Raw genomic sequence first — 23,781 nt, forward strand, 5'->3', positions numbered from 1 at the left:
TCTTTCTATGAATCTATGATATTTTTATCGAATACAAATACAGATATCGCCATATTCTCTTCCACTTTAATATCAGAAAACAAATGTAACAGCGTCGCACCGACCAATTCTTCCATTCCTTCTGGCGTACCTTCTGCATATACATCTTGAATCATTTTTGTTCTTGCTGAATGCACCATTTCTTTGCCATCTTCTGTACGAGAAATAAATTGTTCTGTCGGTGTGAGATTACCGTATAAAGTCGAAACGGCCATATTCTCTACAAACACTGTGTGGATTTTCTCCGGTCCCTTACCAAATAAGTCTTTTCTTAATTTACGAATGATATCATTAAACTCATGCACCATTTTTGACATCTTCTTTACCCCTTTATATAAGATTCTGTCTCAATTGTATAATCATAGTACATGCTTAAAAAAAATGAAAGGGGCTGCAAATAGGAAAAAAATTGCACGATGATTGCTTCACTGTTTCACAATACCAAAATTACCCTATTGGACTGTAATCGTTATAAGATTAAATTCATTATTGTTAAATTTAATTTTTAGCGCTATAATAACTAGTGGAATTGTTGGAGGGGTAATATTTTCATGTTGTCTCTCTATCAATGGTACTTTCTACATACTAAAAATGGTATGGATTGGTATAATAGCAAGCGTTGTTATTTAACTATTCCACCATGGATTATGCTCGCTTTTTGAAAGCGGTATAGTACATGGTGGTTTTTTTATTGGTTTAAGCAGAAACACTCACTTTATTCTCTTTAAACCATTGTTTGATCAAGTGTAAGGGGGAAACAAAATTGACTTCCAATGTAAACATTACAATTAATGGTGTGGATTATGAGGGGCATGAGGGGCAAACCATTCTCCAAATCATTAATCAAAATCAAATTGAACATCCACAGATTTGTTATTTACCAGAGGTTGACCCAATACAAACATGTGACACATGTATTGTAGAAGTAAATGGTCAACTTATGCGCTCATGCTCGACTGTAGCAGAAAGTGGTATGAGTGTTAGCTTAAGCTCCAACCGTGCCAAAGAGGCACAAACAGAAGCAATGGACCGTATTTTAGAAAACCATTTACTGTATTGTACAGTTTGTGATAATAATAACGGCAACTGTAAAGTCCATAATACAGCTGAATTATTAGAGATTGAGCATCAAAAGTATCCTTATACGCCTAAAGAAGATAAATCGGCTGTCGATATGTCGCATCCTTTCTATCGTTATGATCCAAATCAATGTATTGCCTGTGGACAATGTGTTGAGATTTGTCAAAGTCTACAAGTAAATGAAACACTTTCAATTGATTGGGAAAGAGAAAGACCAAGAGTTATTTGGGACCAAGGTGTATCCATTGATGAATCGTCATGTGTTTCATGCGGACAATGTGTAACGGTTTGTCCATGTAATGCCTTAATGGAAAAATCAATGCTCGGTAATGCAGGTTTCATGACAAAGATTGATGATGAGATCATGACACCAATGATTGACCTTGTAAAAGAAGTAGAACCGAACTATGGCACGATTTTTGCTGTATCAGAAGTTGAAGCTGCGATGCGTGAAGAAAGAATCGAAAAAACAAAAACCGTTTGTACTTTCTGTGGTGTAGGTTGTTCGTTTGAAGTATGGACAAAAGACCGTGAAATTTTGAAAGTGCAACCAAGCCACGATGCACCAGTAAATGCAATTTCCACTTGTGTTAAAGGTAAATTCGGTTGGGATTTTGTTAATTCTGAAGAGAGAATTACAAAACCATTGATTAGAAAAGAAGGTCGCTTTGTAGAAGCTAGTTGGAACGAGGCATTAGACCTTGTAGCTAGTAAACTAGGAAGTATTAAAGAAGAATTCGGCAAAGATTCAATTGGCTTTATTTCTTCTTCAAAAATTACAAATGAAGATAGCTATTCATTACAAAAATTAGCTAGACAAGTATTTGAAACGAATAATATCGATAACTGCTCTCGTTATTGCCAATCACCAGCCACTGATGGCTTATTCAGAACTGTAGGTATGGGCGGTGACGCTGGAACTATTAAAGATATTGCTGAAGCAGGTCTTGTCATTATTGTTGGTGCAAACCCGGCAGAGGGTCACCCTGTTCTTGCTACACGTGTAAAAAGAGCCCATAAATACCACGGTCAAAAGTTAATTGTCGCAGACTTGCGTAAAAATGAGATGGCTGAACGTTCTGATATATTTATAAGTCCGAAACAAGGAACAGACCAAGTTTGGTTAATGGCTGTAACCAAATACATGATCGATCAAGGTTGGCATGATGCTGAATTTATTAAGGAAAATGTCAATTACTTCGATGATTTTAATGAAGTTTTAGAGAAATATACGTTAGCATATGCTGAAGAAACGACTGGTTTATCACAATCACAAATCATCGAAATTGCCGAAATGATTCGTGATGCTGACGGTACTTGTGTCCTTTGGGGTATGGGCGTTACGCAAAATACTGGTGGTTCTGATACTTCAGCTGCTATTTCTAACCTGTTATTAGCAACAGGTAACTATCGTCGCCCAGGTGCTGGAGCTTATCCATTGCGTGGACATAACAATGTACAAGGTGCATGTGATATGGGTACCTTACCTACTTGGTTACCAGGCTATCAACATATTACCGATGATATCGCTCGTGCGAAGTTTGAGAAAGCTTACGGAGTTGAAATCTCAGGTACACCAGGTTTAGATAATATTCAAATGTTACAAGCGATTGAAAAAGATGAAATGAAAGCAATGTACCTTGTTGGTGAAGACATGGCACTTGTTGATTCGGACGCGAACCATGTAGATAAAGTACTTTCTAGTCTTGACTTCTTTGTTGTTCAGGATATATTCTTCTCTCGCACAGCTCAATACGCTGACGTTATTTTACCTGCCGCACCATCACTAGAAAAAACAGGTACATTTACAAATACTGAACGTCGTGTACAAAGATTGTACCAAGCGTTACCAACATTAGGAGACTCTAAACCTGACTGGTGGATTATTCAAGAAGTAGCTAATCGCCTAGGGGCAAATTGGACATATACACACCCTAGTGAAATCTTTGCTGAAATGGCGAGTCTTGCACCACTATTCTCTCAAGCAAGCTATGATGTACTAGAAGGTTGGGGTAGCTTCTTATGGGGAAGTCTTGATGGAGCAAGCACACCATTGTTATATGAAGATGGTTTTAACTTCCCAGACAAAAAAGCGCGTTTCGCCTTATCTGATTGGGCAGAACCTGCATATTTCCCTGAAGAATATGACCTCCATATTAATAATGGGCGTATGCTTGAACACTTCCATGAAGGAAATATGACCAATAAGTCAAGAGGCCTGACTGCAAAAGTACCAGATGTATTTGTGGAAGTATCAGAAGAACTAGCACAAGAAAGAAAACTTTCAGATGGCTCGACAGTAAGACTCGTCTCTCCATTTGGTGCAGTTAAATTGAATGTTCTAATTACAGACCGAGTGAAGAAAAACGAACTGTACTTACCAATGAATTCAGTTGATAAGGATTCTGCTATCAATTTCTTAACTGGTCCTTTATATGATAAACGAACGCGTACACCGGCTTATAAACAAACGAAAGTTCGTATGGAAATTTTAAATAACAAAGCCGGCGACAAACCATTACCAAAAACGAACCCGCGTAATAAAAAACGCAATCCACAAAACGGTGTGGAAGTTCAACGTAAATGGAATCGCGAAGGCTATGTTCATTTAACAGATCAATAAAGATTGGAGAGGTGATTCATTATGGCAGCGCCTATTACTGAAATTCATCGTGAGAGAAATGAAGCCCTTGAACAAGAGCAAAAGCTTAACGAATTAAAATCATTACTCACTGAAAATGATCAAGCAGTACAAAGTATCATGGCTCTTATTGGCGAATTACAACAAGCAGGTATGCTTGATGCAGCCAATTCCATGTTAAAAGGGAAAGAACAAATTGCTAAAGTAGCACTTGGTCAAGTAACAAAAGAACCTGTAACCAACTTGATTAACACATTAATGGGTGCAACTGGTGCACTTATGCAAGCTGACCCTGAACAAACAACAAAACTCATTAAAAGTGCAGTATCAGGCATGGACGAAGGAAAAAACTTCTTACATGAAGAAAAGAAAATTGGTATTATGCAATTGGCCAAAGTTTTAAATGACCCTGATATTAATCGCGCTATTGGATTCGGTATTCATTTCCTTAAAGGCATGGGTAGGGAATTAAAAGAAGATAAATAATGCAGTAAACCTCCCACTCGATTGTTGTGGGAGGTTTTTCATTATCATTCACCCTGAGCAATATAAAAGTTATACAAAGAAAGATTCTCCCCCCTCTTCCTCTGGCTACATATAAAACCTAACTTATCGAGATAGAGGACTTCATCATCCTCCTTTCTTTTCTAGTTAATCGTTCACTTCCTAAAGCTATTCTTATACCATGACTTAATCTCATAGATGAGTGTCTATTTTGGTGCTCGATCTTCATTTCTGTTTTTTTCCTAAATTCTGCTAAGATTATCTACCTTATACAGCTTTGATGATCTATCATTAATCAAATACGACCGTTAGTTATCCCCCACGCAACCTCAACAAGCCCGTAAAAAAGGCTAACCCTATCAAGCTTTCAAGCCTGATTCTCTCATATGGAATCAATCCCCTTCAAATGTTTGTCAAGGTCCGTCACAGCAATGGTGGCCTTCTAAAAGGAGGTTTTATACGAAACGGGGTTTGCGCTATTTATCTTGTTGGTTTTTCTCTTTTATAGCGGGAATTGGGTTGCCCTACTTATCTTGTTGGTTCTTCTTTTTTTAGTAGCAGGGGTTAATTTCGCGCTACTCATCTTGTTGATTCTCCTCTTTTTAGTAGCGCTTTTTGGGATTACCCTACTTATCTTGTTGATTCTTCTCTTTTTAGTCGCGCTTTTTGGGGTTACCCTACTCATCTTGTTGATTCTTCTCTTTTTAGTCGCGCTTTTTGATTTTGCCCTACTTATCTTGTCGCTTCTTCTCTTTTTAGTCGCGCTTTTTGATTTTGCCCTACTTATCTTGTTGGTTCTCCTCTTTTTAATCGCGCATTTTGATTTTGCCCTACTTATCTTGTTGATTCTCCTCTTTTTAATCGCGCATTTTGATTTACCCTACTCATCTTGTCGCTTCTCCTCCTTTTAGTCGCGCATTTTGATTTTGCCCTACTCATCTTGTTGATTCTTCTCTTTTTAGTCGCGCATTTTGATTTACCCTACTCATCTTGTCGCTTCTCCTCCTTTTAGTCGCGCATTTGATTTTGCCCTACTTATCTTGTTGGTTCTCCTCTTTTTAATCGCGCATTTTGATTTTGCCCTACTTATCTTGTTGATTCTTCTCTTTTTAGTCGCGCATTTTGGGGTTACCCTACTCATCTTGTTGATTCTTCTCTTTTTAGTCGCGCATTTTGGGGTTACCCTACTCATCTTGTTGATTCTTCTCTTTTTAATCGCGCATTTTGAGGTTACCCTACTCATCTTGTTGATTCTTCTCTTTTTAGTCGCGCATTTTGAGGTTACCCTACTCATCTTGTCGCTTCTCCTCTTTTTAGTCGCGCATTTTGATTTTGCCCTACTCATCTTGTCGCTTCTCCTCTTTTTAGTAGCGCATTTTGGAGTTACCCTACTCATCTTGTCTCGTGCCCTTTTTTTTAGTAGCTTAAATTGATTTACGCTACTCACTTTACCCTCACATTTTAAGTAGCTCAGCTTGATTCTAATTATTGGCTTCCAAATCCAATTTACGAGGCGCTCAACTCTATTTTCTAATTTGAGTGACTTTAAAAGATACACCCATTTTTTATCCCTACTTGGATATAAGAGCAGTTTTGTAACCTTCCATTATCTCTACTATTTTTATATCCACAATTAGTTATTTTTTTATAAAAGGCAAAATTGATAGTCTTAAATTTAGCATATCTCTCTCTTTTTCTTCATAAGCATTTTAATAGAAAGGATGGATGATATGCAAAAATCACAAGGCTATCAGTTATTTCTATTTATTAACACTACTGCTCTCTCCATTACTATTGCTTGCATTTTTTTAGCAAGTACCGTCGCACTCGTCACAATAAAGATGTCTTCTGATATTGCTAGTTCTGTCATCAATGGACCTCAATCGCATTCCATTTATCTACACTTATTAAAAAGTGCTAACCAAAGTTTTATTAGTGAGGATGCGATTGAAGAAGTGGCTATCTCTGACCTTGCTTTTAAGTTTGCAACAAGTATTACACCTGAGGATCCACGAACATTCCTTGGTAGAGAACTTCCTTTATTCTCCTTTTTCGATGGCAAAATTCACATCGCTGGAAAAGGAACAGATTATACAACTTTACCAATTGAGTCAACAAACGTACCAATGGATAAATTAATAAAAGACAAAGAGACTATCGGAAACGATGATGATAATAACGATGACGAGCAGGAAGGAACAACTTCACCTAAAGAAAAAAATGTGTATATTTATCATTCACATAGCTATGAATCTTACCTTCCATTTATAAAAGAAGCACAAACAGCAGACGACGCTGTAAGTAATGATGAAAAGTATAATGTGATCTCAGTTGGTTCTAAACTACAAAAGGATTTACATGCTGAGGGTATCGGCGTTGAACATAACAGAACAAATATGACAGAAGCATTGCATAGTCAAGGATTACAGCATAATGATGCTTATACAAGGGCAAGAGATTTCGTTTCTGAGGCATTGGCTAGTAATAAAAACTTAACTTACATTATTGATATTCATCGAGATTCACAGAGAAAAGATGTCACTACTATTGACATTAATGGTAAAAGTTATGCTCGACTCTTCTTTGTTGTCGGTGCAGAGAGTAAGAATTACGAAAAAAATTTAAAACTGGCAGAAGATCTTAATAAAGCTGTAGAGGAAAAATACCCTGGTCTAAGTAGAGGAGTCTTAAAGAAAGATTACTCAGTAGGCAATGGTGTCTACAACCAAGACTTATCCGATCGCGCCATCCTTCTAGAAGTCGGCGGTGTCGACAATAACCGTGAAGAACTTGATAATAGTACAGATGCCTTTGCCGATATTTTTAGTGAATATTACTGGAAGCAAAAAGAAGTAGAATCTCAGTAATTAAACAGCGACTATTCATTTTGAGTAGTCGCTGTTTACTGGGGATATATTTAACTGTCACATTTCACCCTACTTACAATTGATATAGATAAAGAGATCAAAGGAATTTATAGTAGGGTTGATATAAACTTAATTATTGGGAGAGATTATCAGATTCAAGGCCCGATTGGTGCAAGTGGAACGAACTCGAATTTTTAATTAAGTTGGTTAAGTAAATCGCTATTAAGCATTAATTAGTTTCTTTCATTCTTTCTTCTTAATTGACTTCATACTTATTTTAAATTTTACAAATCTGTGATGCAAATCTAATGTAATATCCCTTATAATGATAGTTGGAAACAATCGACTAATTATATTACAGAGGGGCGTATTTGAATGTTTAAAAAAATTGCTTCAGATGCATTAGGCTTATCAGATATCGGAAAAATTATAAAACCAGAGGATTTTGATAAAACACAATCAGATGATTTTGTACGTCATGAAGATAATGAAAAAATCTATTTTCTTATCATGACGAAAAGTGATGAATATTGCTTTACTAACTTAGGTTTAATTCATATTGATGGACAAAACGCAATCTCTTCAAAAAGAGTCATGAAGCGTTATCCTTACTTCCAATTTGACGTCAGTGACGTAAAGTTAGAAACTGCTGGTAAAATTGACTTAGATGTAGAGATTAAATTTAATCTTGGTAGTATCCCATTCAGTATTGATGTTGATAAAAAACAAGTAGATGAATTGAAAGATCTATATAAAGCCTTATTATATATTGCTGAAAAAGTGTATGAAAACAAAATTATGTTAAAAATGGCCAATGATAGCCTTGATAAAGCTGTGCAAGTTCTACATAATTCGAGAATCGGTGAACAAGATCTAGCAAAACAATTCCAAGCACTCACGGAATTTTCATTTAATTGGCTTGACTCAAGTAAAAATCAACTACATGAAAAAGACTTCGGTTCAGTGTTCGAAAAATACATTAATAACTAAACAGAAAAGGTTCTTGCCGATTATAGATGAAACAAAAGGCAAAGGCATGTCGTTTATACTTTCTTATGTATCAGCAGTTCGTAGTACATATCTAATAAAACGAGTTTTGCTCGAATATCTTGCATTTCCTTTAGATGTACGAGCAAATCCCTTTTGACGATTTCTCTCTCGATGAACGAGCAATCCTTTTTTCCTCTGCTATCATCCATTTTTATATCAAAGACGAATAATCAAATCGACTTTTAATGAATCGGATTTGAACCGCCTTTTTTTGAAGAAAAGAAAAGCAGCTGACTTGAATATCAGCTGCTTTCCATTACCTATTAAGAAGCTTTCGCTTGCTCAACTTCCTCTTCATTTACTCCACTCTTTTTGCCAAGCATATTAAAAACGATATTTAAAATAATTGCCGTTAAACTCCCAACCACAATTCCGCTTTCAGTAATTATACGGATATTTTCTGGTAGATTCGCAAAGATCGTTGGAACAAATGTAACCCCTACACCTAGCCCAACAGAACAAGCGATAATGAGTAGGTTTTCTTGTGAGTTAAAGTCTACTTTGCTTAACATTTTAATTCCTGATGCTATAACCATACCAAACATAGCAAGCATGGCTCCACCCAGCACAGAAGATGGGATAACTGTTGTTAAGGCACCGATTTTAGGTACTAACCCTAAAATGACTAAAAATGCACCAGCAACATAAATAACATTTTTGGTCTTTACACCTGATAATTGAATTAAACCTACATTTTGTGAAAAAGTTGTGTATGGAAATGCGTTAAAAATACCACCAAAGACGATCGCTAATCCTTCTGCACGATAACCGCTTGCTAAGTCTTTATCTTTTAATTTTTTATTCGTAATATCACCTAATGCGAAATATACACCCGTAGATTCGACAAGGCTGACCATTGCCACGAGAATCATTGTAAGAATCGGAATCAAATCAAATGTAGGCATTCCGAAATAAAATGGCTGTGGCATATGGAAGAATGACGCCTCGCCAACCGCTGAAAAATTCACTTTCCCCATGATAGAAGCAATAATCGTTCCGACAATAATACCAATTAAAATCGAAATAGCACGTACAAAGCCTTTTGTAAACTTATACAAAACTAAGATAACAAGAAGCGTTGTAAAAGCTAAGATAACATTTTCCGTTGAACCAAAATCTGGGCTACCTTCCCCGCCAGCCATATTATTCATAGCTACAGGAACTAAAGTTAATCCGATAATTGTCACAACTGATCCTGTTACAACAGGAGGGAAAAATCTAACCAATTTACCAAAGAAAGTAGCAACCAATATTACAAACAATCCAGAAACAAGAATGGCACCATAAATGGATGTAATACCATAGTTTCCGCCGATTGTAATCATCGGCCCTACTGCTGTAAATGTACAACCTAGGACAACAGGCAAACCGATACCAAAAAATTTATTTTTCCAAACTTGCAATAATGTCGCAATCCCACACATCATAATATCAATTGATACAAGATAGGTTAATTGCTCTGCTGTTAAACCTAGGGCACCACCAACAATCAATGGGACAATAACTGCTCCAGCGTACATGGCCAGCACATGTTGTATTCCTAGGGAAGCTAATTTCAACGGATTTTGATTCATTTTGAGGATTCCTCCATCTCTTCAACTTGTGTAAAAGTAACCTTGCTATTCGCAAGTGATTGAACAATTGCTAAAGATTCAACTTTATAACCTTTTTCGCGTAATTGTTTTCCTCCATCTTGGAATCCCTTTTCAATGACAATGCCCATACCAGCGATAGATGCTTTCGCTTGGTCCACGATATCCGCTAAGCCTAGAGCTGCCTGCCCATTTGCTAAAAAGTCATCAATAATTAACAGACGGTCATTTTCACTTATAAATTTTTGCGATACTGAAATCTCATTGGTTTCTTGTTTTGTAAATGAATACACCTCTGCAGTTAACAAATCATTAACCAATGTCAAGGATTTTCTCTTCCTAGCAAAGACAACAGGTACATTCAAATATAATCCAGTCATGACAGCTGGAGCAATTCCTGAAGATTCTAATGTAAGTATCTTCGTCACGCCTTCTTCTTTAAACCGAGCTGCAAATTCTTTGCCTATTTCTAACATAAGCTCAGGATCAATTTGGTGATTAAGAAAAGAATCTACCTTCAAAACAGTATCTGAAAGTACTTTTCCTTCTTGTTTGATTTTTTCTTTAAGCAGCTCCATAATTATCCCCCTTGGCTATAATACAAAAAACCTAAAAGTCATCCGCTTCACTTTCAACTTGAGTGCAGCAAGGACCTTTAGGTTTTAAAGGTGTGGAAACAAGAGCAGATAAAGACTACTCCTCCACTTGCTCACCCATAGTCAAATAATTTACGGTTATTCGGTAGAAACTCGCGGACCATATTTCCGCTATTATATGAATGACAACTATTAAGTTATTTAATTTGAATTACTATCATTATATCATGCGACTTCAAAAATTCAATAGGATAATGATAGAAAAAACGAACAATAGAGAATTTCATGTAATTATCATTCGTATATTATTGGTAATTTTCTAAAATCTCATTTTCCGTTACTCCGTCTATGTTCCCTTCTCTTAAAATCATCTTTACTCTTGATATTTCTGCACACAATATCATTTCTAACAAAAAAAACATCTAAGCCTACTTCAATGAATAGGTTCAGATGTTTAAATATCTTAATAATCGTCATTATTGGGTGATTTCATCGCTTGTATAGCGCTTCCTTTTCTTTTGCGGTAAGTTCACCACAACAACTGAACTGACAATAAACAGGGCCCCCACTCCTTGTAACCAAACAAGGCTTTCATTAAATAATAATACACCCATTATTGTAGCAACCACAGGTTCAACTGTGGAAATGACTGCGGCTGTACTTCCTTCTGTTTTCTCTAACCCTTTTGTATAAAGAATATAAGCAAGTACTGTTGGTATAAGCCCTAGGCCAACACTTAAAAGCATGACATCAGTTTGCATGAAGAGTGTACTTTTCTCCCACAAACTTGTTATTGGTATAAGCACAACAGCTGCGATAATAAAAGTAAAAAATGTTACGGCAAACGGAGAATAGCGGTTGAGCGCAAATTTACCAAATATTGTATAAAGCGCATAACCAATACCTGAGCCTAAACCAGTAATTATACCCAAAATGGTTATTTGACTCTCTCCTAAAGCTAAGCCTGCAATTAATATACAACCTGCCATTGTCATAATAACGGCGATAATTTTATTTATTGTCATTTTCTCTTTTAAAAACATAAATGATAGAATCGTTACAAATGCAGGTGCTGTATAAAGAAATATAACTGCCATGGAAATACTCATCTCACTCATTGTCGTGAAATAACAAAAATTGAATAACACGATGCTACAAATGCCTGTACCCAGGAAGTACCGTACATCACCTACAGCGTGTAACTTCATCTCTTGGCGATAATGGATAACACCTATCAGCAATAAAAATAAAACAGCAAAAATAGCACGAATCGCTACGATTTCCATTGAAGTGAAACCAGCAGAAGCTAATCCCTTCACAAATAAGCCAATAATTCCCCATAAACTTGCTCCAGCCGCAATCATTATAAAGGGCAGAATACGTTTCATCTTCCACTCCCCGTTTCTAGCGATATCTAGTTTAGTTGATAAATTGCACGATACTTATCTGTTAAATAATCAATAAGATATTGTACATTTAAGCCTTCTCCAGTTGCCGATTGAATGATTTCTAATGGCTCTTTCATACGCCCGTAGCGATGGACATTCTCAGTTAACCACTCTCTAATAGGGGTAAGATTGCCCTCTTCTAACAATTGATCAAACTCAGGTATACTCTTCAACATACTTTGTTTTAATTGTGCTGCGTACATATAGCCTAACGCGTAAGACGGGAAATATCCAAAGCTTCCGCCTGCCCAATGAACGTCCTGCAACACACCCTCAGCATCAGTTTTAGGGGTAACCCCTAAATATTCTTCATATTTTTCATTCCATAGCTGTGGTAAATCCTTCACTTCTATTTCATCATTAAATATTGCCTTTTCTAATTCATAGCGAATCATAATATGAAGTGGGTAGGTTAATTCATCCGCCTCAATACGAATCAAAGATGGCTTAGATTCATTAATTGCACGATAAAATTCATCTAAGGTAATGCGGTCAAATTGGTCTGGGGCATATTGATTGAGCAGTTCAAAATTATGTTCCCAGAACCCTTGATGACGACTAACAAAATTTTCGTAAAACAGTGATTGCGATTCATGGATTCCCATTGATGCGCCATCACAAAGAAGTGTATCTACCAACTCCTTAGAAATATTTTGCTCATATATGGCGTGTCCACCTTCATGAATCGTACCAAATACAGCCATGCGAAAATCATTCTCGTCATATCTCGTTGTAATACGGACATCTCCAGGATTAATACCAGTGGCGAATGGATGTACCGTATCATCTAGACGACCTGCATCAAAATCATAACCCATTTGATCAAGAATTTGCAGTGTGAATTCCTTTTGTTTTGCCTTCGGGAAAGTATCATAAAGGAAATCTGTACTTGGTTTATTCAGTGAGTCAGCGATGTCTTTCACTAATGGAACAATCGATTGACGTAACTTACCAAACACTTCATCTAAGGTTTTTACTGTCATCCCTGGTTCATATTGATCTAATAATGTATCGTATTTATGTTCTTTATATCCCCAGTAACCGATAAAACGTTTATTATAATACACAAGTTTTTCTAAATAGGGTAAAAACATTGCGAAATCAGACTTTTCTCGCGCTTCTTCCCAAATCGTTTCTGCATGTGCTTGAATTGTAACATATTCTTTATATTCATCTGCAGGTATTTTCTTGTTTAAGTCATACTCTTTTTTACATTCTTCTACCAATCTATTTGTCCGTTCTGAAAGACTCTCCTTTGCCTCTTTATTACTTAGTTTTCCTATGTATGCTGCCATCTCCTCGCTCGTTGACATTGCAAATAATTCAGAAGATAACATACTGATCGTTTCAGATCGTTGCTCGGCACCTTTTCTCGGCGCACCGGTTCTTAAATCCCAGTACATGAGTGAAACAGCCTCTTTATAAGCCATCATTTTTTTAACAAACGCTAAAAACTCTTTTTCAATGCTTAACATCGTCGCATTCATCTTCGTCTTTCCCCCTTCTTATTTCTAGGTTTATTTTAGCATATTCCTTTCTATAAAACTTGTTGTTTAATATCACTATATTGGCCTAACAGCGCTTCATTCTCAATTAACCATTTGTTTTTTCGCTTAATTTTAAGAAAAAAACTATTCATATATAATAAAAATCAACCAGTAGAATCAAAAAAAGAGAGACCAGACAAGTCTCTCCTTTTTCATTTTTACCGTATATTCACTTCCACAGGAAGTATTTTAAACACTTTATCTTTCACATCTCCAGGTTGATCATCTTCTAGTAATATATGCACTGTACCATGATCCTCATTTGTACGAATAAGACGGCCAATTCCTTGTCTCATGCGCAACAACATATAAGGCATGTCCACCTCTTCAAAAGCCTTACTTGTTTGTTCTCTTTTTGATTGGAACACTGGGTCATTAGGTGGAAAAGGTAATGAATAGATAAAGACATTTTCAAGCGATGCACCAGGAATATCCAGCCCTTCCCATAAATGAACCGACGCAAGAATGGACTGCTCTTCATTTTGGAATTTTGAAACGAGCGTACTGATTTCTGCTTCACCTTCAAAATAAATCGGGTAGGTAAGTTTTCCTTCTGCATAGTCTTTAAACAATGCTAACTCTTCTTTCTTTGAAAAAAGAAGTAAACTACCACCTTGCACTTTATTTAATTGCGCAATCATATAATCCATTTTTTGTTGATGGTCGCCTGTCTCAAAGAATGGTGCCAAGGCAGTCATATTATTTTCGTAATCAAATGGTGATTCTACTGTGAAGGAAAGAAAATCATCCACACCTAAGCTTTTCGCAATATAGTTAAACGATTGGTCTTCAGATAAAGTTGCTGATGAAAAGATAAAAGGAATGTTCTGAGAGAATACTTCCTCTCTCATAATTTCTTCTACCAATCTCGGCATAATGATCAATGTTCTTTCTTCTTTTTCTTCTTCAAACCAGGCGATACCACTTTGGTCTTTAATAAATAGTGATAAAGAATAGGATATCTGCTCAAGATACTCTTCCACAACCTTTAGTTCGTATTCATTAATGACATACATTTCACTCTCAAACACGAGTTCTTCTTCTAGCTGACTAATATGGGCAAATAGTTTTTTCGCCTCGTCTATTAAAGCTTTCTCTCGTTTAATCATTTGTTTTTCAGAGCCTGTAATTTTCTCAGTCGTTTGTGATAGTATGCGAAAGAACATTTCACTTTGGTAAATTGTATCTTCAATTGTATGCAATGTTTTTTCACGTACATCGTTCGCCATTAATCTCGTTAATAAAGACTCTAAAATTTGTTCAGTTAGTCGATAAGTTAAAGCTTTTTGAGCAGCATATTCTAACAAATGTCCTTCATCAAAGACAACACTTGAAGCTTCTGGCAATAGTGGTAGCTGTCCTTCTCGCTTTCTTGATTCCTTTGTCCAAATATGTTCCATATAAAAATCATGAGAGCAAATAATGATGTCTGTTGATTGGCGATAATGGTCTCGATGCAATGTTTGTCCACAACGGTGACGTTTTTCACAAGTGAAACAATCTTGCAAAGAGTCCCAACCAATCTGCTCCCATTGATCATCAGTCAGCTCCGGATAGCTTTTGCGATCACCATAAGGAGTAAACTTTTTCATCGAGACATTTTCCTCAACAAAAGATGGGAGGCTTTCGTGTACATCCATAAAGATATCATCACTATCAATCGATGCTAGCTGTTTATCCAGCTTATTCAAACATAAATATTGCTCTCTTGATTTAGCTAAACGAACATCGATATTTAAATTTAAAGCTTTCTCTAACTTGGCAATATCTCCTTCTGGCTTTACTAACTGTTCAATTAACGTTTCATCAGCACAAGCAATAATCGCAGGCTGGTGGCGGTACCGCGCGTAACAAAGGGCATATAATAAATAGACTATGGTTTTTCCTGTTCCCACTCCTGCTTCAGCAAATACGACCTTTCGATCTTTCATCGCATTTTCTAATTGGAAGGCCATATAAATTTGTTCATCGCGTATATCAAATCCACTCTCTGGAAGTAGATCATAGAATACATCACCAATCCAATCCCCAAGTTTCTCGTAGAATGATTCTGTTTTTTCAACCGTAAACGGCATCTGACTCTGTTGCATGACGTTCCCCCGTTTTCTTCTTTTATGAACCCTATTGTAGCAAAAAAAAGTCGAAACCCCTCAATCATACAAGGTTTCGATAAGCGATTACTATCTCTTTAATTTATTTTTGATAATGAATACGATAATGCATGCCTAATTTCTTGTTGGGCAGATTGCAATTTTTTTAGTGCATCACTATCTTTCATTTGATCTGTTGATATCGCTTGTATAGATCCATCAATTGCTTGCATTATTTTGTGAAAATCAATTTGCGTATCTTTCATTATCATGACCTCCATGAACCATTCGATATATGTATTCTATTCACTTTTATGGCATCATATACCTGCTTTAAAAAGAGAAATACAATCATAAATCTCATGGAGAGTCCATTAATTATTGCGTGGAGGTCGCTTGCCCCAATATTGATAGTAGTCTGTTTTAATAAACCCATTAAAAAGTTTTCTTTTCTTTGTTGCAGGTTTTCCAAACACTTGTTCAAATTCTTCATCAGAAGTAAGGATATAAATAGACCATGTATCAAGTAAAGACAAAGCTTCACCCATTTCTTTATACATTCTTTGGACTGCTGGTTTATCACCTAACCGCTCACCATATGGCGGATTTCCTACAATGACACCGTAGTCCTTTGTTGATGTAAAATCACGTACTTGCATCTGTTTAAATTGCACAAGATCGCCAAGTCCCGCTTCAAAAGCATTCTCTTCAGCAATTTTCACCATTCGATGATCGATATCCGTTCCAGTAATGTCTAGTGGTTGATCATAATTAGCAAGATCTTCCGCTTCCATTCTTACCTCATCCCAAACTTTAGTAGGGATAATGCCCCAACCTTCTGAAACAAATTCTCTGTTAAAACCAGGAGCGATATTCTGACCTATTAAAGCAGCTTCAATAGGTATCGTTCCTGACCCGCAAAAAGGATCGACAAATGGTTTGTCTGGATGCCAATTAGTAAGCATGATCAGTGAAGCTGCTAAAGTTTCCTTTATTGGCGCTTCACCTTGTCCAGTTCGATAACCTCTTTTATGCAATCCACTTCCACTCGTATCGATTGTTATTGTTGCTACATCCTTAAGAAGAGCCACTTCAATCTTGTACAATGGGCCATTCTCATCTAACCAACCATTTGTTTTATAATGATGCCTCAATCGTTCGACAATCGCTTTTTTTACAATTCCTTGACAATCAGGAACACTGAATAGTTTGGACTTAACGGATTTACCCGAAACAGGAAACTCTGCATTTTCCGGAAGAAATGCTTCCCATGGTAAAGCCTTTGTTTTCTCAAATAATTCATCAAAAGTTTTTGCTTTAAATTCTCCCACTTTGATTTTGATACGATCAGCAGTTCTTAACCACATATTGCTTCGTGCAATCGCATGCGCATCACCTTCAAAAGTGATTTTTCCATTATCAACTTGACATTCATAGCCAAGCGCACGAACTTCCTTGGCTACAAGTGCCTCTAGCCCCATTGCAGAGGTGGCAATCAATTGAAATTTAGACACAACGTTCATCCTTTTATCTCTTATTCGGTCTCGCTTAACAGCAAGTTTATTAAGTCTAAGCATATAATTTCGTTTATTAAAGTACACCTAATTAACTGATTTCTATTCTTTAATTGAAAGAAAAGCTCTCCTTATAATAGGAGAGCCTATAATTTCTTTTTTTACATTAATTCCGTTCTGTAAGCCATGTTTTGTTCTACGTACTACAAACGGCAATGTATTGCCTCGTACATAGTGGTAATCATCTATCTACAGACGAATACGCCTGTCCTTCCTATCAGTTCATTTCCTTTAGGAAAGTGCCCCTACCATAATTTGGGTTTCTCACTCGCGGGGTTTACCTCGTTCCACTCTTCTCATTTCTGAGAAGACTTCGTCACTGTGGCACTTTTATAGGTATTCATACCCTATCTTTAAAAAGACTTAGGTATTTTCCCTGCCGTCAACTGTTAAAGTTGCCCTAGCTTATGTCTTCGCCAGGCACGAACACTACTGGCATCTCAGCCTGTGTGAGCATGGACTTTCCTCTACAATTTAAAAAATTGCAGCGATTACCCGAACGTTATTAATGATACAACGAATATTATATGTAATATTCTTATGAATAGCAAGGGCTTTTTTGAAAGTCACTAATGTTTAATTAATCGTACAATTTACTCCCAAATACATGCTTCTCTAAATTTGATAACCTTTTAAGGATATCAAAATTTGTTGTACCAGCTGGTTGAGAAGCTGCTTGTGGTCTTTTATTATTAGACTCCTCAAGTTCTTTTCTTAATTTCAAGTTTTCATGTTGTAATTCTTCAATTTCAGTGTGGAAGGTTTCATAATCTTTAATAATTAAATCTAAAAACTTATCTACATCTTCAGGTTTGTAGCCTCTCATGGCGGTTTTAAATTCTTTTTCTAATATATCCTTACTTGTTAATTTTACTTTATCAGATAGCATTATACTCACCTCTAGTATCGCCAATAGTATTCTTTATTTTTTCAAATAACAACACTTTTGTCAATTTAATTTATCGGTTTCACGCGTTAAAATCCATCTTGGGTCATTTGATCTTCTTCTACTATTAATTGTATATCATAAAACGAGATTTGATGTATGGAGTAATTTTTTTTATTTTGATAATTAAGTGCCTCTTCAAATAAATATTTGGGAGACCCTTCTTTTTCCGTATCAAAAAAAAGGATAAGACAATCACTCTTCGATAGATGAAAAATGTTTTTCATTTTAAATTGATTAGGATTTTCATAAGGCTTACGCGAAACTGCATCAACATAATCAGCACTTGCTACAATTGATTCATACCATTCCTTATTATCTTCTTTCCAATTCCCCTCTACATTTAAAAAAGGCGTAATCACACCTAACTGTAAGTGTTCAAATCCTTCCTCCTGCAACTCGTACACGACCTCTGCAGCCCATAGCTCCGTTCCAAGCTGTCCACTAATGAGCACCCACTCTAATCCTTCATCAAGTAATGAAAGCAATTGTTTTTTTATGGCTCTTTTAATATACGTCACTGCTTGTTCGTCTTTTTTAAAAATTCCTAATTCGAAAGGCTTATAACCTGATACAGTGGTTACTTTTACCAATTTTAACTTCTCCTTGCGTCTATTTCAAATACTTATTAACCTAATTTTAACATATTCCCTTATTTAAATCGAAATATTATAAAGAGAGGACAAGATATCTTTAGTTTTAACGTGATGATACTTGGAAATGATAGAGTTTCTCTTCCCTTATATGTCGAACCAATCTTTTCTAATAAGTGAACTTTTTAAACCAGCTTTATTTTTATTCCTACATTAATCGTATATTTACGAGCAAGTTTCTCAGCTTTCTTTCCTCACTTTGCTCATTATTGAGAAAGTTCGGATAGCAAACCGAAATTCAATCATAATATGCCCTTCAAATACATGTTGTATATTCTTTTTCTCACGCTATTAGTGAATAATTAAAAAAGGACCCATACAATATTATGAGCCCTTTAGTGATTCATGTTCAATATCTTCTAAACCTTCTGTTGAAAGGATGAACTGGCAAAGGGCGATACGGTACTTGCCCATGTAAAGCCGGTACTTCTGAAGAAGGATGATTGAAATGTACATGCTGATAATTAATATGTTTCACTGTTGTCGTATGACTGGGATGAAAATGTGGAATAATGATGGTCTCATAAACATGGTTAACATGATGATTAGTTGGATGAACAATCGGTTGCAAGTCATTTGGTTTAGGTGGAAATTGGTGCATAAAAATCTCTCCTCTCAATCGATAAAAAAACCTTTTTTTCATTCTATGAGAAGTTAGGAAATTTGCCCTGAGAAATTCACCTATAATCGCACCCAAATTATTTCATTATATAAATAGTAAACTATAAAAACTATCCTTCATCGTGGTCATAAACACGGCTGTAATAATAACGACAAAAAAGAAAATATATAAAATAGCTCTGTACATTTAAATATCATCCTCGCAATTAGCATTCATTTCATACACGGAATATTGTACAAGGAAATATCTTATAAAACAACTAAGAAAGTTGTCCTTTTTAGTGGTGTTTTTTTACAAATACAAATCCGAATGCCGCAAACGAAGTAAGTCTAAAGTCTTATAAAATTTCAGACAGCAATCTGTCGGCAAAGAACCTTTCCTCTTTCTATAATAGGATTGAAGAAAGAAATGGAGGTTTTCCAATGACAAAGATATGGTCAAACGGCGCAGCTGTTGCTCAAGTAAGAGTCGCACGTCCGACAAATCAACTAACAGAAATAGAACGGTTTTATTGCAGCGGTTTAGGGTTACAAAAGATAGGGTCTTTCCAAGGTCATAGTGGATATCAAGGTATAATGATTGGTTTACCAAATGCTAGTTATCACTTAGAAATAATCCAACACGAATCTGGACAGCCTGTTCCTTCACCTACAAAAGAAGACCTATTAGTTTTTTATATTCCTCAATTATCAGAAATCCTAGAAATAAAAAATAGGTTACATAGCTTGGGATACCACTCTGTTTTACCAGAGAACCCGTACTGGGAGGAGAAGGGTTGCACATTTGCAGACCCTGATGGCTGGGGAGTCATTTTAATGAATACTTCAGGTATATAAACAAAGCTTTCCACCGGGACAATTACTCATCCTGGTGGATCCTTTTCTGTAATTTCCTTAAGAGTCTTTCACGCCGTTTATACAGACTCTCTTTATGCTTTTTATATTTCTCTTTCGTTTCAATTTGCTTTAACGCCTTATCTGTATATTGTATCGCTCTCATGAGATCAGGCAGCCTGTGTTCATATATTTTTGCCAATTCAACACATGCGCTAAATTTTTCTTGGTCATCACCATCAGAGGAAACCATCTGCCATAACTCTGCTGCTTTCCCCCATTGCTTTTTCTTTTTTAACTGCCAAGCGAGCTGATGTTTCGCTTTTATACCTGCCACATCATTCATTTGTGCTAATTCTTCATAACCCTCTTGCGCTTTTTTGATTTCACCAATAGAGCTAAACCACCTTGCTGTCTCATAGGCTTCTCTTGTGGTTTGCTCTTTATCTAACCCTAGTAATTGGTTAGACAAGTGGATATATAATGTGATCAGTGAGAGGATGTCTATTTCATTATGTTTCATTATACCTAGCATGCCTTCAGGATTTTTAGTATCTAAATAATCAAAGTAAATCATCGGCGCAAGATAACCTGGGATATCATCCTCTCTTTTTACTCCTAATACTTCTCTTTCAACAATAGATAACTTCGTCCGCTCAAGTTTATGTTTCCATAACCTTCTTGAAGCATGATATAAATCAAAATGACCGAATGGCGGTAGTTTGGGTAAATGTTCTCGAATTAATGTATGCCGTGTTTGTAACTGGGGCCAATCAAACGCTTTACCGTTATAGGTCACCATGGTTGTATAATCAATTGATTCTAAGAAGCTTTTATATAGAGCGATTTCTCCTCCAGGGTCAGGTAATATATGTTGTTTTAATGTGACGCCTTTTCGACTCACGCTCGCATACCCTAATAAGAAAATCGTATTGCCTACTCCACCTCCAAGCCCTGTCGTTTCAGTATCAAAAAAGAACAAATCCTCTGCTTGATGGCCTCTCGCTGTTAATGGGTGACACTCGGTAGTTTCGTTCCATTTTTCAATGACCTTATATAATTCTTGAAAGCGGTAATTTCCATGTAAGTAATCTAAGGGATAATGAATTTCTCTAATGAGACAAGTACTACCTTCTATATCATGATAAGGAGAAACATGGTGTTGTTGCCATACGTCTTGGAAAGGGAAAACGGATGGGGATTTCTGCTCTACTTCTACTTTTTTTTCGGTAGTATGAGACATATGTGATTGTAAACGATTCAATTTATTTTTTAATGACACACTTCTCACCTACTCCTTATAGCCATGTTTGAAATAACTTTAACACATCACCTTTAGCCGTCTCAGAAGAAAGATTTGTTCCAATACAAGAAGGACAACCTGAGTCACAAGGGCATCTCTCAATCATCGAGATGGCTTCTCTTATTAGTTGATCAATATCATCGTAGACTTTCTCACTTAATCCTACACCGCCAGGGTATTTATCGTAGAAAAATAATGTTGGTTTTTCATTATGAATAGCTTTTACTTGCGGAACGACATGAACATCCGTCTGATCACACATAACGAATAATGGCACGATTGCTTTAAGGGCATGAGCGGCACCTATTAAACCTTGCTCCAGTCGTTCTTTTCCGAACATCAATCCTTCTGCAAAAAAGGTCACCCACGTAGCACTTGTATGCAATTCTTCTTCTGGTAAAGAAATGGGTCCAGAGCCGATGTTATCATGCGTATCAAATTTAATTTTTTTGAATATCGTTGCCATTGCCGTTACACTCACATCACCATAGCCAATCTGTTCGTTTCCAATTCGCTTTATTTTATCTTCCTCTAATACTTTTAATTCGACAGCTAAGTTGGCGTCTGTATAATAATCGACTGCCACTTCTCGTACAAAAGCTTTTTTCTCTTCCCAATCTAAATACTCAACTTGAAATTGGGTACCTTGGTGGAGATAGATGGCTTCATCATGTAACAATGTCATCGCAGAAAAACGGTCCATCTCACCAATCACCTTCACATTCGCCACATCTGATTGATCAATTATGACAACATTCTCTTGCGATGCGGACCGTAAACTGACATTATGAGCTGGAAAAGAATCATTCATCCAATAATACTTGTCTTGATTTTCGTGCAGTACCTGTTCTTCAGATAAATATTCTAATACTTCTTCAGTTTCAAAGCGACCAAATGACTCTCCTTTCTTAAAAGGCAATTCATAGGCAGCACATTTAATATGATCAATGAGAATGATTAAGTTATCTGGATTGATTCTTGCTGTTTCTGGATTTCGTTTAAAGAAATAATCAGGATGATCAATGATATATTGATCTAATGGGTTTGAGCTAGCAACCATAATAACGAGTGATTCACTATGTCTACGCCCAGCTCTACCAGCTTGCTGCCAAGAACTAGAAATTGTCCCTGGATAACCAGTCATAATACAAACTTGCAGCTGACCAATATCGACGCCAAGTTCGAGTGCGTTTGTACTGACAACTCCATATATCTCTCCATGACGCAAACCCTTTTCAATCGATCTTCTCTCAGATGGAAGGTAACCGCCACGATAACCTCTGATTGCTTTCGGTCCAATCTTATGCTTGACTAGCTCTTGTAAATACTTAAGTAATACTTCCACTCTCACACGGCTTTTAGCAAAAATAATCGTTTGTACTTTGTTCATTAGCATTTCACTTGCTAGCCTTCTTACCTCGAGTGTCGCACTTCTCCTTATATTTAATGGCTTATTGACAAGCGGTGGATTATAAAACACAAAATGTTTACGGCCGCTCGGCGCACCATTATTGTCAATTAATTTCATATTTGTTTCTGTTAGCTCCTCTGCAAGTTCAAGGGGATTGGCAATAGTCGCAGAAGTGCATATAAAAACGGGTTTACTTCCATAAAACTCACAGATTCTTAATAACCTCCGTAGAACATTGGCTACATGAGAACCAAATACACCGCGATAAATATGTAATTCATCAATAATAATAAAACGAAGATTTTCAAATAATGATACCCATTTCGTATGATGTGGAAGAATTGCTGAATGAAGCATGTCCGGATTAGTCATAACAATATGGCCAGCTCTTCTCACTTTTTGTCTAATATTTGAAGGCGTGTCACCATCATATGTATAGCTATTAACGGAAAGAGATGACTCTTCAATCAATTCATTGATTTCCATTTTCTGATCCTGAGCAAGTGCTTTTGTAGGAAATAAATATAAGGCCCTTGCTTGTGGATTATTTATGATAGTCTGCAATACTGGCAAATTGTAACATAAGGTCTTTCCCGACGCTGTTGGTGTAACAGCAACAATGGACTGATGAGCCATAACGGCATCGTAACTTGAGCGCTGATGAGTATACAGACGGGATATTCCTCTTTTTTCTAAGGCGCTCATTAAATGAGGATCTAGTCCAATCGGTATATCCGCTACTTGCGCTTCCTTCTCTTCCAATGTATGCCAATACGTTATTTGTTCTCCAAATTTATCGGATTGCTTGAGCTCTTTAATCAGTTCTTGTAAATTCTTTTTCACCTTCACGTTCTTCACCTCATCACTTTATTCTAGCGAATAAACGTTCGCAGAAAAAGGTTTTTTTACGATTTATTTATTAGAATATTATTCCATCTAGCCTATTTGAGTTTTAAAATCACCCAAACTTTATCGAGTGCATAGA

The 23,781-nt window shown here is 36.4% G+C and carries 19 protein-coding genes, 1 other RNA gene and 1 riboswitch; of the genes, 5 read left to right on the forward strand and 15 right to left on the reverse strand.

Translation table 11 applies throughout. The features are described from left to right. Positions 1–5 precede the first annotated feature (5 nt). Positions 6–356, reverse strand: a complete 351-nt coding sequence (locus MKX67_RS14385; protein ID WP_095372820.1) for a DUF2294 domain-containing protein — start codon at positions 354–356, stop codon at positions 6–8. 446 nt (positions 357–802) lie between these two features. Between MKX67_RS14385 and fdhF the strand changes: the two genes are divergently transcribed. Both fdhF and MKX67_RS14395 read left to right on the forward strand, forming a co-directional pair. After that, positions 803–3,742 (forward strand): formate dehydrogenase subunit alpha, encoded by a 2,940-nt coding sequence (fdhF, locus tag MKX67_RS14390; protein WP_095372819.1) that lies wholly within the window; start codon positions 803–805, stop codon positions 3,740–3,742. Between the two features lie 21 nt (positions 3,743–3,763). After that, positions 3,764–4,246, forward strand: coding sequence for a DUF1641 domain-containing protein (locus tag MKX67_RS14395; RefSeq protein ID WP_095372818.1), 483 nt, complete (start codon positions 3,764–3,766; stop codon positions 4,244–4,246). Positions 4,247–5,249: 1,003 nt separating this feature from the next. On the opposite strand, the gene MKX67_RS14400 is transcribed toward MKX67_RS14395, so the two are convergent. After that, entirely contained in the window at positions 5,250–5,609 is a 360-nt protein-coding gene (locus tag MKX67_RS14400) for a hypothetical protein (protein WP_342488398.1), read from the reverse strand. 385 nt (positions 5,610–5,994) lie between these two features. Here MKX67_RS14400 and MKX67_RS14405 point away from each other — a divergent pair, with 385 nt between their 5' ends. Beyond that, entirely contained in the window at positions 5,995–7,131 is a 1,137-nt protein-coding gene (locus tag MKX67_RS14405) for a stage II sporulation protein P (protein ID WP_157733948.1), read from the forward strand. A 375-nt stretch (positions 7,132–7,506) separates the two neighbouring features. Then, entirely contained in the window at positions 7,507–8,121 is a 615-nt protein-coding gene (locus MKX67_RS14410; RefSeq protein WP_095372815.1) for a PH domain-containing protein, read from the forward strand. Positions 8,122–8,444: 323 nt separating this feature from the next. On the opposite strand, the gene MKX67_RS14415 is transcribed toward MKX67_RS14410, so the two are convergent. From MKX67_RS14415 to MKX67_RS14465, 11 genes are all read right to left on the reverse strand, one after another. After that, positions 8,445–9,755 (reverse strand): nucleobase:cation symporter-2 family protein, encoded by a 1,311-nt coding sequence (locus tag MKX67_RS14415; protein ID WP_342488400.1) that lies wholly within the window; start codon positions 9,753–9,755, stop codon positions 8,445–8,447. After that, positions 9,752–10,351: a xanthine phosphoribosyltransferase gene (locus MKX67_RS14420; RefSeq protein ID WP_095372813.1), complete on the reverse strand. Its 600-nt coding sequence runs from the start codon at positions 10,349–10,351 to the stop codon at positions 9,752–9,754. Before MKX67_RS14420 ends, MKX67_RS14415 begins: the two co-directional genes overlap by 4 nt. A 118-nt stretch (positions 10,352–10,469) precedes the next feature. After that, a riboswitch (purine riboswitch) is annotated at positions 10,470–10,571 on the reverse strand. A 274-nt stretch (positions 10,572–10,845) separates the two neighbouring features. Beyond that, positions 10,846–11,757, reverse strand: a complete 912-nt coding sequence (locus MKX67_RS14425) for an EamA family transporter (protein ID WP_342488402.1) — start codon at positions 11,755–11,757, stop codon at positions 10,846–10,848. A 26-nt stretch (positions 11,758–11,783) separates the two neighbouring features. Continuing rightward, positions 11,784–13,304 carry a carboxypeptidase M32 gene (locus MKX67_RS14430; RefSeq protein WP_095372811.1) on the reverse strand — a complete coding sequence of 507 codons (1,521 nt, stop codon included), beginning with the start codon at positions 13,302–13,304 and terminating at the stop codon, positions 11,784–11,786. Between the two features lie 218 nt (positions 13,305–13,522). After that, entirely contained in the window at positions 13,523–15,454 is a 1,932-nt protein-coding gene (locus tag MKX67_RS14435) for an ATP-dependent DNA helicase (protein ID WP_328197633.1), read from the reverse strand. Between the two features lie 98 nt (positions 15,455–15,552). Then, positions 15,553–15,720 (reverse strand): hypothetical protein, encoded by a 168-nt coding sequence (locus MKX67_RS14440; protein ID WP_157733946.1) that lies wholly within the window; start codon positions 15,718–15,720, stop codon positions 15,553–15,555. Between the two features lie 108 nt (positions 15,721–15,828). Then, on the reverse strand, positions 15,829–16,968 hold the full coding sequence (locus tag MKX67_RS14445) for a class I SAM-dependent RNA methyltransferase (protein ID WP_342488403.1): 1,140 nt from the start codon (positions 16,966–16,968) through the stop codon (positions 15,829–15,831). Between the two features lie 175 nt (positions 16,969–17,143). Then, positions 17,144–17,531: RNase P RNA component class B (gene rnpB, locus MKX67_RS14450), an RNA gene on the reverse strand. A 77-nt stretch (positions 17,532–17,608) separates the two neighbouring features. Beyond that, the gene (gpsB, locus tag MKX67_RS14455; RefSeq protein WP_095372809.1) at positions 17,609–17,917 is read right to left on the reverse strand and encodes a cell division regulator GpsB; all 309 of its coding nucleotides are present in this window, start codon (positions 17,915–17,917) and stop codon (positions 17,609–17,611) included. Positions 17,918–18,003: 86 nt separating this feature from the next. After that, positions 18,004–18,567: a DUF1273 domain-containing protein gene (locus MKX67_RS14460; RefSeq protein WP_342488404.1), complete on the reverse strand. Its 564-nt coding sequence runs from the start codon at positions 18,565–18,567 to the stop codon at positions 18,004–18,006. A 409-nt stretch (positions 18,568–18,976) separates the two neighbouring features. After that, positions 18,977–19,228: a CotD family spore coat protein gene (locus tag MKX67_RS14465; RefSeq protein WP_095372807.1), complete on the reverse strand. Its 252-nt coding sequence runs from the start codon at positions 19,226–19,228 to the stop codon at positions 18,977–18,979. A 443-nt stretch (positions 19,229–19,671) separates the two neighbouring features. Between MKX67_RS14465 and MKX67_RS14470 the strand changes: the two genes are divergently transcribed. Then, positions 19,672–20,085: a VOC family protein gene (locus MKX67_RS14470; protein ID WP_342488405.1), complete on the forward strand. Its 414-nt coding sequence runs from the start codon at positions 19,672–19,674 to the stop codon at positions 20,083–20,085. A 22-nt stretch (positions 20,086–20,107) separates the two neighbouring features. Here the strand turns inward: MKX67_RS14470 and MKX67_RS14475 are convergent, their stop codons facing one another. Together MKX67_RS14475 and MKX67_RS14480 are read right to left on the reverse strand one after the other, a co-directional pair. Continuing rightward, a complete protein-coding gene (locus MKX67_RS14475; protein ID WP_095372805.1) occupies positions 20,108–21,364 on the reverse strand; it encodes a ribonuclease H-like domain-containing protein in 1,257 nt (418 codons plus the stop codon). 16 nt (positions 21,365–21,380) lie between these two features. Next, entirely contained in the window at positions 21,381–23,645 is a 2,265-nt protein-coding gene (locus tag MKX67_RS14480) for a DEAD/DEAH box helicase (protein ID WP_342488406.1), read from the reverse strand. Positions 23,646–23,781: the final 136 nt, after the last annotated feature.

Origin of the sequence: Cytobacillus sp. FSL W7-1323 (genome assembly GCF_038595015.1) — a bacterium.
Lineage (GTDB): Bacteria > Bacillota > Bacilli > Bacillales > Cytobacillaceae > Cytobacillus > Cytobacillus kochii.